Origin of the sequence: Anoxynatronum buryatiense (genome assembly GCF_900182905.1) — a bacterium.
Taxonomy (GTDB): domain Bacteria; phylum Bacillota; class Clostridia; order Peptostreptococcales; family Tindalliaceae; genus Anoxynatronum; species Anoxynatronum buryatiense.
In genome coordinates this window covers 1-13,263 of record NZ_FXUF01000023.1, presented here as the reverse complement: position 1 = coordinate 13,263, position 13,263 = coordinate 1, and the positions used below count along the sequence as shown (strand labels likewise).

Genomic DNA, 13,263 nt, shown 5'->3' with positions numbered 1-13,263 from the left:
TCTTCCTTTTTGACGACCTTTCATAGTGACACTTGACACGTGATATCACTGCGCTAACGCTGGTGGTCAAATCTCACGCGGTGATGATTATAGAGAATACATATCCATTTATTTGATCTTTACGCTATGAACCGACTGCACTCTATGGGCTGACTGCGAACTGCTCCGGAAAAAATCGGTTGACACCTGAAAACTCACAATAGAAAAAGCGGGCCAGGCGGCCCGCCTCAAACTTAAACAGTATGGTTACTTTCTACCAGTAATTACTGAGATCACCACTAATACTAAGAATACAAAGAAGAGTATTTTAGCGATATCAGAGGCTGCCCCGGCAATTCCGCCAAATCCAAGCACTCCGGCGATGATGGCAACGACCAGAAAAATGAGCGAATAGCGAAGCATCATATAGACTCCTTTCAAGGTAAAGAACTATTCATTATTGTTATTTTACCCCGAATCAGTCCGTCTAATCATCGGCGAACGCACTCTGATGATCCCTTCATTCGATGATTAGATTTCAGCGGCCACTTCTGCTTCATCTTCATAGACTTCTTTAAACTGGGCGAAGCCCACCAGCGCATAGATGGCTGCGATGACGGGACAGAGGATACAGAAGAATGCGTAGGGGGCATAGGCGAAGACTTCGACCCCCAAGACGCCCGTGACAAAGACCGCTGCCGTTGACCAGGGTACCAGGTAGGCAAAAATGGTGCCGCCGTCTTCCAGTGTTCTTGAAAGCACCACCCGGCTCAGTTCGAATTTTTTATAGGAGTTCTTCATAATCTGGCCTGTTAAAATAATGGAGATATACTGGCTGGCGCACAACACGGTGACCACTAAGCCAATCACCAGGGTGGAGATAACCACGGCTGGTTTGGAGTTAACCACTTTACTCAGCTTGCTGAGAATCACGGTGAGCACACCAATTCGCTGTAATATTTCTCCCATTCCGACAGCGAGAAATGCCAGGGCGGTGGCACCCATCATTCCCAGCATGCCGCCTCTTGAAAGCAATTTATTTAAATCGGCAATCTCAGTGTTGATGGAGAACCCTGTTCCCAGAGAACTGATGATGGTTTTGATGTCATATATGCCGCCCTGGAAGATGAAGGCCATGACGATTCCCAACAGCGCACTGGCGACGAGGGCCGCAATGGGCGGCACTTTTTTGATGGCCAGCACAACAGTGATAATGGGGACCAACAGCAGCAGCGGGTTGATGTTGAAGTTCTGTGTCAGGGCCTGCTGCATGCTGATGATGATGGTCGTATCCAGTGTTTCCGCACTGTAGCGCATGCTGATGACAAAGTAGAGCACCGCAGAGATGACCATGGCCGGCACCGTGGTGTACAGCATGGATCTGACGTGGTCAAAAACATTGGCGTCGGCCATGGCGGCTGCCAGGTTGGTGGAATCGGAAAAAGGGGACAGCTTGTCTCCGAATACCGAGCCGGAGACGATCATGCCTGCGGTGATGGCCGGATTGATATTGAGGCCGATGCTGATGCCCATAAAGGCCACCCCCAGGGTGGAAATGGATGAATAGGAGCTTCCTGTGAAGAAGGAAAGAATGCAGCAAATGAAGAAGCCTGCCAGCAGAAAGGATGTGGGTGTTAAGACACCCAGCCCGTAATAGATGATGGTGGGAACAATACCCGATACAATCCACGAGCCAATGACGGCTCCCACGGTCATGAGGATCATGGCTGCCATGATGACCTTTCCACATCCGTCAAGAAAGAACTGGTGCACTTCTTCCAGTGTGAAGCCGCTCATCAGGCCGGCAATGGCAGCTGCCACCACCGCCAGCAGGAAGATGGCCTGGGTGTTGATCTTGAAAACACCGAACCCCACCATGAAGATGACCGCCAGGGCCAGCATCACCACTGCCGCCATTCCAAAACTCACCTGCCGGCTGTCCTTCAACTTCTCTTTTGAGCTTTCCATTTTTTTACCCCCTTGTCACTGTTGGTTAATGGTTCCTGCCTGCATGCTCCCTGATTTTCGCCGTTTCATTCACATCCACTTCAAAGGTTTCAGAATCAATCACAACACCGTACGTCTCTTTCGCCCTTTCAACAGACACCAGCCCCATTTCCACGTCTTCCCGCACTTTTTCCGGGTCTCTTTCGAAGGGATTGCCGCAGCCTCCTCCACTGGCGGTGATGCAGGTGACAGTGTCGCCGTAGTTGAGGAAGATCACATCTCCCATGGCGTACTCCAGCACCTGTTCATTTTTCTTTCCTTCATTGATGATCCACTGGCTGGTTTCCCCCGGCAGACCGCCAAAAATGCCCTGGGGCGGGATTTTGGATTTCTGGGAGACGTGGGAGAAGATACCGTCGTAACCCAACAGCTGCCACTTTCTCCGCTGGGCGAACCCGCTGCGGAATTTTCCTGCTCCCTCTGAATCAGGGAGGATGGACCGCTCAATGAACAGCATGGGTGCTTCAATCTCCTGGGCCTCCAGGGGCGGTATGGGACAGTTGGTGACGTGACAGGACATGATGCTGACGCCGTCGCTGTGGGGTCTGGCCCCGAGACCCCCCGGTACGATTTCTCCCCAGTATTGCCGGTGGTTGACTTCCCCGCCCCGGGGATGGGTTTCCAGGTTGGTGCCTGAGCAGAAGTCATAGTTGGTGCCGCAGGAATCTGCCATCACCTTGTCAGGAATTGCATGGGCCATGGCACCCATGATGAGATCCACCAGAATATGATCGGTGACCATGCGCTGGAAGCAGCCAATGGGCATGGTGCAGTTCACCAGGGTTCCTTCAGGGGCAACGACTGTGATGGGGCGGTGGCAGCCCTGGTTGCTGGGGATGTGGGCATTGGTGATGCATCGCATGGTGTAATAGGTTGCCGAGATGGTGGCCGACAGGGGGGAGTTGATGGGCCCCCGAATTTGTTTGTCGGTGCCGGTGTAATCAAAGGTGATGTTGTCACCTTCAACGATGACGGTGAGTTTCAGGGTGTAGGGCCCTCCCTGGAAGCCGTCATCCAGAATTTTTTCTTCGTGTTCATACCGGCCGTCTTTGATGCGCCGAATCTCGTTTCGGGTTAACCGCTCAGAGTAGCTGAGGAGGTCTTCCACCACTGCGTTCACCAGTTCCAGCCCATATTTTTTGACGATTTGCCGAAAACCCTTGATGCCGATGTTGCAGGCAGAGATCTGGGCCATGAGATCGCCCTTCATATCTCTGGGATTTCGGGTGTTGTTGAGAATCACATTCCACAGAGCTTCATTGCGAACGCCTTTGTCATAGAGCTTTACCGGCTCCATGAGAAAGCCTTCCTGCCAGATTTCCACTGTCCAGGAGTCGCCTGTCCACACGCCGCCCACATCTTTGTGGTGGAGCATTGTGACGGAGAAGGCGATGAGGGCTTCTTCATCGGAAAAAACCGGCGCGATCATGATCAGGTCTTTGGTATGGTGGCTCCCCAGGGATTCACCCCCTGCGTAGGGATGGTTGGTAAGGATCAGGTCGCCGGGATTCATCTCTTCCCGGCTGAAGTATTTGGTGAGCACCGTGTTCAGGCACGGCCCCAGGCAGTTCAGGTGAATGGGCACGTTGGCACCTTCGGCCAGCAGCCTTCCCTGACTGTCGAAGACTGCCGAGGAGCAGTCCATCATTTCTTTAACAATGGTGGAATAACTGCTTCTCACCATGGTGGCCGACATCTGTTCTGCAACCGAGCGAAGGGCATTGTTGACGACTTCCAGCAAAATGGCATTGGACATTTACTTCACCTCTTCTCCCTTGAGATTTGTGTACATGACGATGTTCTTCATTTCATCAATGACGGCGGTGTGACCGGGATAGACCACGGTGGTGGCTCCCATTTCTGCAATGATGGCAGGGCCTTCCACCTGTTCCCCGGCCTTCAGTGAATCACGGTTGATGACCGCCACCGGGTATTCTCTGCCGTCAAAGATGGCAGTGCCCGTCAGTCGTTCGTCGCCTGCGTCTGACTGGATCAGCCTGGCATTTTGCAGCAGGTCTGGCTTGCTGAAGGTGCCGATGGCGCTGACCCTGTAATTGACAAACTCAATGGGGTCTTCCCGCATGCAGTGCCCGTAGGCCTGTTCGTGGAGGGTGTGGAACTGGTCGATCATGTTGTCAATGTCGTCTTCACTCAGCACTTTGGACGGCATGGGCACGCTGATCTCAAAGGCCTGGCCGAAGTAGCGCATGTCACAGGTGCGCACCAGCAGAATGTGTTCTTTGTTCACCTGCTGTTTTTCCAGCTCCTGGAGTCCCTGTTGATCAAGCTCGGTGTAGATCTGGTTCAGCAGGCGGGCACTGATTTGTTCTTTTGTCATCAGCCGTGTGTGTACCCGGTCACATTTGATGTCAGAGAGTACCAGTCCCAGGGCACAGAAGGTGCCTGGCGAGTAGGGCACGATTACTTTGGGAATTTCCAGGTCTTCTGCCAGTTTACCCGCATGAAGGCCCCCTGCGCCGCCGAAGGCCACCAGGGTGAAGTCTCTGGGGTCATATCCTTTTTGCACGGAGACGAATTTGATGGCCCGGATCATATTGGAGTTCACCACATCAATAATGCCTTCCGCTGCCTTCACCAGGTCAATTTCCAGGGGTTCTGCCACGTGTTCCCGGATGGCGGCGGCGGTTTTTTCCATGGCGTTCTCCAGGTTTTCCTCAAAAATTTCAGGCCGGATTCTGCCGGTGACCAGGTTGGCGTCTGTCACTGTTGGACGGGTGCCGCCTTTTCCATAGCATACCGGCCCCGGGTCGGCCCCGGCGCTGATGGGCCCCACCTTCAGGGCGCCCCCTTCGTCACACCAGGCAATGCTGCCGCCCCCTGCGCCGATAAAACTTAAATCAACGGTGGGAATACTGATGGGGTAGCCTTCCACACTGTTTTCTGTGGTGAAGCGCATGATGTTGTTCTGAATCAAGGCCACATCGGCACTGGTGCCCCCCATGTCCAGGGTGATGATGTTTTTTTCGCCAATCAGTTCACACATGTAGTTGGCGGCAATGATGCCGGCAATGGGCCCTGATTCAGACACCGACACCGGTTTCTGAAGGGCTGCGTCAAAGGTCATGATGCCGGCATTGCCCTGCATCATATAGCAGTTGGCTGCCATCTGCTTTTTCTCCATTTCCTCCTTAAACTCAACGATATGGGATGCCATGTTGGGCATCATGTAGGCGTTGATCACTGTGGTGGAGGTGCGCTCGTATTCCCTGAACTGGGGAATGATTTCCGAGGACACCGACACATACACCTCTGGCCATTCCCGCTGAATAATGCGCTTGATTTCCACTTCATGCTGGGGGTTTGCATAGGCGTGCATCAGGCACACTGCAACGGCCCGGATATTTTTTTCTTTCAGTTTTTCAACAATGGCCATCACTTCGGTTTCGCTGACGGGGGTGAGGGCTTCTCCCATGAAGTTCATTCGTTCAGAGACTTCAAACCGAAGGTTTCTTTTCACCAGCGGTTCTGGTTTTTCCATGTTGATGTCGTAGATATTTTCACTGCGATAGGCTCTGCCGATTTCCAGCACGTCTCGAAAGCCTTTGGTGGTGATCAGTGCCGTTGCTTCGCTTTCTTTTTGGGCGATCATATTCACCACAATGGTGGTGCCATACACCAGTTCCCTGATTTCCTGGGGGGTGATGCCGCATTGCGCCACGATTTTGTGAATGCCGTTGTTGATACCCGTTAGAAGTTCTTTTGGGGTGGTGGGGGTCTTGGTGTAATAGATTCTTCCGGTATCCACATGGGTTAAGACAACGTCTGTGTTGGTGCCACCGGTATCAATTCCGATACGATACATCTTTTCACCTCTTCTCTTTATTTTGTGTTCATGTAGTAATCCAGTGATGATCTGACCAGGGAGCGTTCGTACAGATTTCGACTGTTCAGATCCAGTGCTTCGATGGGTTTTGACAGCAACACATCGATGTGGGGAATCATCTGTTTTCCGTAAATCGCCATGCACTCTTTGGCGTCGACGCCGGGCCAGGCATTACAGCTGATAACCACCCTTCGGTTGGTTGCTGAAACAGAAGGCGGCAGATGTTCATACATGTCATCATCCGGCTCAATGATATATTTGTCAAGGGTTCCAGTGGGGATTCCCTCGATGCCCTTCACCTGGATGGGGGTGATCTGCTCATTATAGGGGTCTGCCGCCAGATCCAGAATGACGGCGCACGCCGGCAGGCATGCCAGCAGCCGGTTACCGATGATGAACCTGGAGGGGTCGGGTCTTTTGCTGGCATCCACCAGCACATGGGTTTGCTCCAGTATTTGTTGCAGCAGGTTTTCCTTCTGCGTCACCGACCTGGGAAGCATGTGGATGACCAGCCCTTTGTCGGTCGCCAGAAACTCACCGTCGCCAAATGCCTCGAAGGCCCTGGCCGCATTTGCCGCCACAGCACCCGCCCCGATGATGGAAATATGAATGAGGTTTTCCTGGATGTCCCTGAAATCACGGCTTCTTTTTTTCAGTTCTTCGAAGGCGATTCTTGAACCAGCGGTGGAGGTGCCCCGATAATTCACCAGGATGCGTTCGTTTTCATCATTCACCATGGCATCCATTGAAAAACAGTTGATTTTCCGCTCTCTCAGAAGCTCGTTTCGGGTTTCTCTGGTTTCATAGTGGAGCATGGAGATTAAGACGGCCCCTTCGCGAATGAGATTGATTTCATCTGTTTCCGGACATCTCAACACAATGATGGCATCGCTTTGATAGACCGTTGAGAGATCACCGAAAATGATGTTTCGGTTACTCTTGAGATACTCGCTTTCGGTGAATCCCAGCCTTTCGCCGTATCCCTTTTCAAGCACAATGTCCACTTCATAGCCTTGCAGATCTGAAAAGAACGCCGGAAGAAAATCCCGCTTTTCACTCTCTTCTTTATGCATCTTTGGAAAACCGATGGATTTAACCAACCGCATCACCATTCCTCCTGTCCTGTCACTTTATTGCTTTCCTGCCGTTCTGCTTTTTCAGGTTTCAAGCCTTCACGCCGCGACAGTTACTCACATCGTGACTTCTAATAAGTGCAATTACCATGCCATGAAGTGATCTGTTCCATAATGGCTATCTTTCAACGTTTTAATAGTTGATTGTTCGGAAAATTCGTTGCATTATCGGCACATGTTGCAATTTCGCAACACTTTATTGAGGTTAATCGTTTCATTTTTCTCTTTTTCTTTCAAATCCGCCTTTCACTTAATGATCTCGTTGCATTTACGGCACATTTATTTGAATCCCTTCTTGAACTTGTCAGGATATATGGTATGCTTAGTTCAATAATGGAAATATTCTGAAGTAGGAAGGGAGTTGTTTAAGTGGAAGACTACAAACAGAATTTCCTGAAAAAGCTGACCGAAGCATCCCTTGACTTGAATGAAGCCGAAACGGTACTGGCAACTTACATGAAGGAAAATTACAAGAAAGTCTCTCTTCTTGACCTGGACGATGTGGCGAAAATTTTGTCAATTGAGCCTGTTCAGATTGTGCGGTACATCACCAAGCTGGGATTTAAAAATTACGAAGATTTAAGAAGCACACTGAGAGACTTTGCCATGTCTGAGCTCAGTTCTGCCGACCGGTTTGAATTTTCCCAGATCAGCATTGTTCCTAAAATCAACAACATTAAAAATGTGGTCATCCATCAAGAGCTGTCCAATCTCAACAAGCTCATTGACCGATTTGATGAAGCTGCCTTCTATTCGCTTCTGGAAAAAATCATCATTGCACCTGAGATCATCGTGGTGGGTACCAGAAGCTCCAGTATTCTGGCCCTCTACATTGATCAGATGTTTAATAAGCTGGGCAAGCGCACCATTGCCATTACTTCAGGAGCCACCAATCAGCTGGATAACCTGCCGCTGCTTCACAGTGAAGCACTGGTGCTGGCCCTGGGTTTTGCCCGGTATCCAAAAGAAACGGTTCGAATGGTCAGCTTTTTCAAGAAACGCCAGTATGCGGTTGTTTCCATTACCGATCACGCCACTTCACCTCTGACCCCGTTCTCTGATGTGACCTTCACCGTTCCCTGCCAGTCAGTTTCCATTACCGATTTTTATGCCACCCCTTTCAGCGTCATCAATATGATCATCATTCTGTTGAGTCAGATCGACAAAGACAGATCAGCCAGCTACTTAAACCGATTTGAGGATATGGCCAAAGACTTTGGCTTCTATTTCTGAGGTGAAAAACAGTGGCGGAGGGATCAGAAATCATGAAATTTGATGTTGTTTATGATCAGGATGATTGTGCCATTATTCCTCAGGACTTTGCTGCGTTCAAAATTGGCAGCATCATCACCAGCAACCCGGCCATGATTGACCTGATCAATGTGTGCCTGCGAATCGCCAGATCGGATGCCCCTATCCTCATCACCGGTGAATCTGGCGTGGGAAAGGAACTGCTTGCCGAGTTGATCCACTCCAACAGTAACCGACACAAAGAACCCTTTCTGAAAATCAACTGTGCCGCCATTCCTGACAGCCTGAAGGAATCGGAGCTGTTTGGATACGAGCCGGGCGCTTTCACCGGTGCTTTGAAACATGGAAAGAAAGGCCTCATTGAGGCTTCACAGAACAGCACCCTGCTGATGGATGAGATTGGTGAAATGCCCATGAATATGCAATCAACGCTTCTCAGGGTACTGCAGGATGGCAGGTTTGTCAGGGTTGGGGGATCGAAGGAAGTGAAATCGGATGTGCGGCTGATTTGTGCCACCAATAAGAATCTAAAGGATCTGGTGGATGAGGGCTTGTTTCGAAATGACCTGTATTTCAGACTGAATGTGATTCCCATTATCCTGCCCCCCTTATCGGAAAGGCCGGAGGATATTTCCCTGCTGGCTCTCTACTACACCGATCATTTCAACCGCCAGTATAATTCGCACAAACGACTGCACCGGAGTGTGCTGGAGGCTTTTACCATGCGCCGGTGGACGGGAAATGTCAGAGAACTGCGGAACACCATGGAACGGCTGGTGCTTATCGCCGTGAATGAGATGATTTCTGTTGAGGATCTGGATTGCATTGATGCCATCACGCACAAAGAGGCTCCCGACTGCATGACTGATCAAGCAAAGGATGTCTCTGTGCCGGACAAACCCTTGAAAGCAATGGTGGAAGCGTATGAGATTGATCTTATTAAAAAGGCCATTGAACGGCACGGCAGCCTGAGGAAGGCGGCAAAGGCGCTGGATGTGACACCATCCACCATTTCCCGAAAACTCACCAGGGATAAATAACCGCCCGCTGCATTGGTTCCTGGTTGAAAAAGTGAGATCAAAAACGAATGTAATTCCTTCAGCTCCCATGGTGTATAATAGAAGCCAGAAGTCTCGCACCTCAGCCCAATGCTTGCCCCGGCTTTCCACCACCACCTTCTTTGGGAGGCGTTCTGCCATGCTGAAGTACCATTTGCGGCCCAAGCGTATTTTATATTTTGTGTTTGTGCTGTTCGTATTGGGCATCCTTTTTGTCAACCGTTCCCATCAGCTGCAGACAGGCAAAAGCCTGTTTCAGCGCACCCGGCTGGAGGTTTTGACAGATGAAGAAGCCCAGTGGCTGAAGGCCAAGGGCGTTCTGAAGGCAGCGGTTCTGAGGGATAACGAACCGCTCAGCGGCTTCTCCTCAGAAGGTTATTGGAGTGGCGTGGATGTGCTGTATCTTGGGTATCTGGAAAGAGAACTGGGGGTTCCCATTGAGCTGGTGCCTCTGGAACGCCGGGAACAGGCAGCTGCCCTTCAGCAGGGTGAGGTGGATCTCATCATCGCCCCGCCTCTTATGAAATATAAAGAAAGCCTTCGCTACACCCTGCCCCTCTATGAAGTCAGAAGCTTTGCCATCACTTCTTCACCCGGCCTGATCAGCCAGATCGATGATTTTAGCGGTTTGCGGGTAGCTTCTCTTGAAGAGGATTACGCCCAGGAATTTTTGAATTTAAAGCGTTTGGTGTATCAGGGCAGTGTGGTCACCCATATTGGAAAAGGTCTGGAGGCGGTGAAGGAAGGCAGTGCAGACGCTTTCATCGGCCCTGAGCCCCTGATTTTAAAAGCCCTCAAAGAGCTGGATGGGTTGCCTGAAAACGGCAGGGCAGCAGGAGATCTGCCTGATTTGCAGGTTGCCGCTTTTCCTGCTGCCAATTTTCATCTGACCGACTTTCCTGTTTTCAAAAAAGAATATTCCCTGGCTGTTCCCACTGAGCATGTCATCCTGTTCTCGCTGGTGAACAAGGCGGTTTATAATCTGGAACAGGCCGGCACCATGACCCACATACAACAAATGATCTTTGGCATCTCTGATCCCCTGGTGGGGGAACCGCTGACCGAACGGTACCTGAGCATTCTGGTGATTTTCGGCCTGGCCTTGTCGTTGATCTTCTATCTGTTTTATTCATCCAACTTCTCCCTGCGCATGGCCATCGAAGATAAAATGAAAGAACTGGATGACAGCCGGCAGGAGCTTCAAAATGCATTTGACGGTATTGAGCATGTCATCATGGTGGTGGACGGGAATTACCGGATTCGACTGCTGAATCAGTATGCCCTTCGCTGGTTTCAGCAATCCGAATCACAGCTTACCGGAAAAACGCTGGAAGAAATCATGGATGAACCCATTTACACCAAAATCATCCCCATTGTCACCGACAGTTTTCAGAAATGTATCAACCACGACCGGGTCTTTCAGCATGGCAAATGGATCTACGAGCTGGGCACCGCTCCCCTGGACTACCGCCACGACAGCGTCAGCAAACTGTTGTTAACCCTGAAAGACGTCACCGAAGAATACCAGCAGGAACAGGTGCTGCTTCAAAAAAATAAAATGGCCGCCATCGGCCAGCTGGCCGCCGGTGTTGCCCACGAAATCAGAAACCCTCTGGGAGTGATTCGAAATTACGCCTTTCTGTTGAAACAGCACCTTCAGGGTACCGAACCGGAGCTTCAGTATGCCGAAACCATTGATCAGATTGCGCAAAAGGCCAATGGCATTCTCAACAACCTTTTGGACATCAGCCGCACCGAATCCGGCCAGTGGAAAACCGTATCGGTGTGGAACTCCATCGCCCGCATTGTGGAGCTTCAGCAAAGCACCCTCAAGGATAAAACCATTGACATCAGAATAGCGGGTGATGACCGCCTGGAGATGAGCCTGCCTTTGGATGTGATGGACACCACCCTGGTGAACCTGATCTCCAATGCCCGTGATGCCATTGATGACCAGGGGAAAATTGAAATTCACTTTGAGAAGGCAAAGGATTTTCTTCATCTCCAGGTGACCGACACCGGGATTGGCATGAACCCGGATGTGAAACTGAATGTGTTTGACCCGTTTTTCACCACAAAACCACCGGGAGAAGGGGTTGGCCTGGGGCTGAACATCGTTTACAATATGATTCATCAGATCGGCGGCGAAATTCATGTGGACAGTCACCCCGGCCAGGGCACCACATTCAGCATTCTCATTCCAGCAAAGAGGGAGGGCTCCCATTGAGAAACACACACAACTTCAACATCCTCATTGTTGATGACGATAACGACTACCGGCAGGTACTGGAACTGCTGCTTTCCAACCAGGGGTACGACACCCAGTCGGCTTCTGATGCGATGGAGGCCATGGCGCTGATCCGCCAACACGAAATTGACCTGATGATCACAGACTATCGCATGAAGGGCATGGATGGCATTGCCCTCTTGAACGAAGTGCGGCGGTCTAATCCCGGCATTAGTATCATTGTCATCACCGCCTACGGCTCTGTGGAAAAAGCGGTGGAGGCCATGAGACAGGGGGCTTTTACCTATGTGATCAAGGGAAGCGACCCAGAAGAACTGTTGCTGGAAATTGAAAAAATCAAGCATTTCCGGCATTTGGAACTGGAAAACCGCACCCTGAAAAAACAGACCAACCAGTTCGACTTCATGCTGAACACCCACCATGGTCACTTCAGGCACCTGATTGAAACAGCGAAACGGGCTGCCGACAGCAATGCCAACATTTTGGTTTTGGGTGAATCGGGTGTGGGAAAGGAAGTGCTGGCCCGGTACATTCACCAGCACAGCTCCCGGGAAGCCAATCAGTTTATGGCGGTAAACTGCCATGTTTTTTCAGACAGCGTGCTGGAATCTGAGTTGTTCGGCCATGAAAAGGGCTCGTTTACAGGGGCGGTGGCCCGGCGCATCGGCCGGTTTGAAGCGGCTGACGGCGGCACCCTTTTTCTGGATGAGGTGGGTGACATGCCCCTGAGCACCCAGGCAAAGCTGCTGCGGGTTCTGGAAAACCACGAAATAGAGCGCATCGGAAGCAACCAGCCGCTTTCTGTTGATTTTCGGCTCATTGCTGCCACTCATAAAAATCTGGATGACGAAATTCGAAAAGGGCGCTTTCGGGAAGACCTTTATTTCAGAATCGCCACCATTGTGCTGGAGGTGCCGCCCCTGAGGGAACGCCGGGAAGACCTGCCTTTGTACATTGATTATTTTATCAACCAGATTCAGCAGGACCTGAAAAAACAAGTCAGCGGCATGGAGCCCGCTGTGGAAAGATTTCTGCTGGAATATCGCTACCCGGGGAACATTCGTGAAATGCGCAATATCATTGAACGGTTAATTGTGCTCAGCAGCACGGGCACGTTGATGGAAAAAGACCTGCCCACGCCAAAATCACCGACACCGGCCACCGGCTCAGGCACACCGGAATCCGCTTCTGAAGCATCTGAAGCCTTCTCTGAAGATGGGGTCGCCGGTTCTTTCAGGGCCCTGCGGGTTATTCGCCAGGAAGCCGAAAGCCGCCATATTCAGGAAGTACTGAAGCAGTGTGACTACAATGTTTCAGAGGCCTCCAAGATTCTGGAAATCAGCCATCGTCAACTGAACAACAAGATTAACGAATATGGGTTGCGCACCCCTGCAGGAAATTAATTGCGGGAAATCGCAGGAAAAATATTTCTTGCAGGAAATTTATTTCTTGTAATGAATTCAAACTGACACCACTTTTTACCTGGACGTTGCTTCTTCAACGTCCAGGTTTTGCTATTTTCAGCTAATTCACTTTTTTTATACTTATCGGATATTTCCGGCACCATTTTTGCAGAAGCTTAGGGGAGGAACCAGATCTTCATTTCATAAAGATCGGAGGAAATCGTTCATGAACACCCCCCGCTTAGAAGACCTGATGCACAAAGCCCGCAGCGCCCAGGCCGCCTATGCCCACTTCAGCCAGAGCCAGGTGGATGCCATTGTGCGGGCCATCGCCAAAGTT

General features: G+C 50.8%; 9 protein-coding genes. 4 read left to right on the top strand and 5 right to left on the bottom strand.

Annotated features, from left to right (window positions below):
• Positions 1-246: 246 nt before the first annotated feature.
• The 5 genes from QOL74_RS17710 to QOL74_RS17690 form a co-directional block, all read right to left on the bottom strand.
• The gene (locus QOL74_RS17710; RefSeq protein ID WP_283410837.1) at positions 247-402 is read right to left on the bottom strand and encodes a DUF1328 domain-containing protein; all 156 of its coding nucleotides are present in this window, start codon (positions 400-402) and stop codon (positions 247-249) included.
• A gap of 108 nt (positions 403-510) precedes the next feature.
• Positions 511-1,947: a Na+/H+ antiporter NhaC gene (gene nhaC / locus QOL74_RS17705; RefSeq protein WP_283410836.1), complete on the bottom strand. Its 1,437-nt coding sequence runs from the start codon at positions 1,945-1,947 to the stop codon at positions 511-513.
• Positions 1,948-1,972: 25 nt separating this feature from the next.
• A complete protein-coding gene (locus QOL74_RS17700) occupies positions 1,973-3,742 on the bottom strand; it encodes a hydantoinase B/oxoprolinase family protein (RefSeq protein ID WP_283410835.1) in 1,770 nt (589 codons plus the stop codon).
• Entirely contained in the window at positions 3,743-5,809 is a 2,067-nt protein-coding gene (locus tag QOL74_RS17695; RefSeq protein ID WP_283410834.1) for a hydantoinase/oxoprolinase family protein, read from the bottom strand.
• A 17-nt stretch (positions 5,810-5,826) separates the two neighbouring features.
• Positions 5,827-6,936, bottom strand: coding sequence for a Rossmann-fold NAD(P)-binding domain-containing protein (locus tag QOL74_RS17690; protein ID WP_283410833.1), 1,110 nt, complete (start codon positions 6,934-6,936; stop codon positions 5,827-5,829).
• A gap of 396 nt (positions 6,937-7,332) precedes the next feature.
• Here QOL74_RS17690 and QOL74_RS17685 point away from each other — a divergent pair, with 396 nt between their 5' ends.
• The 4 genes from QOL74_RS17685 (at position 7,333) to QOL74_RS17670 (ending at position 12,923) form a co-directional block, all read left to right on the top strand.
• A complete protein-coding gene (locus QOL74_RS17685; protein ID WP_283410832.1) occupies positions 7,333-8,196 on the top strand; it encodes a MurR/RpiR family transcriptional regulator in 864 nt (287 codons plus the stop codon).
• 32 nt (positions 8,197-8,228) lie between these two features.
• Positions 8,229-9,254 (top strand): sigma-54 interaction domain-containing protein, encoded by a 1,026-nt coding sequence (locus QOL74_RS17680; protein WP_283410831.1) that lies wholly within the window; start codon positions 8,229-8,231, stop codon positions 9,252-9,254.
• A gap of 157 nt (positions 9,255-9,411) precedes the next feature.
• On the top strand, positions 9,412-11,499 hold the full coding sequence (locus tag QOL74_RS17675; protein ID WP_283410830.1) for an ATP-binding protein: 2,088 nt from the start codon (positions 9,412-9,414) through the stop codon (positions 11,497-11,499).
• Complete coding sequence (locus tag QOL74_RS17670; protein WP_283410829.1) at positions 11,496-12,923, top strand: sigma-54-dependent transcriptional regulator; 1,428 nt, start codon at positions 11,496-11,498, stop codon at positions 12,921-12,923. Before QOL74_RS17675 ends, QOL74_RS17670 begins: the two co-directional genes overlap by 4 nt.
• Positions 12,924-13,263: the final 340 nt, after the last annotated feature.

Coding starts and splice junctions, on each gene's coding strand:
- nhaC (WP_283410836.1), bottom strand. CDS start 1,947: ATGGAAAGCTCAAAAGAGAAGTTGAAGGACAGCCGGCAGGTGAGTTTT.
- QOL74_RS17680 (WP_283410831.1), top strand. CDS start 8,229: ATGAAATTTGATGTTGTTTATGATCAGGATGATTGTGCCATTATTCCT.
- QOL74_RS17695 (WP_283410834.1), bottom strand. CDS start 5,809: ATGTATCGTATCGGAATTGATACCGGTGGCACCAACACAGACGTTGTC.
- QOL74_RS17700 (WP_283410835.1), bottom strand. CDS start 3,742: ATGTCCAATGCCATTTTGCTGGAAGTCGTCAACAATGCCCTTCGCTCG.
- QOL74_RS17690 (WP_283410833.1), bottom strand. CDS start 6,936: ATGCGGTTGGTTAAATCCATCGGTTTTCCAAAGATGCATAAAGAAGAG.
- QOL74_RS17675 (WP_283410830.1), top strand. CDS start 9,412: ATGCTGAAGTACCATTTGCGGCCCAAGCGTATTTTATATTTTGTGTTT.
- QOL74_RS17710 (WP_283410837.1), bottom strand. CDS start 402: ATGCTTCGCTATTCGCTCATTTTTCTGGTCGTTGCCATCATCGCCGGA.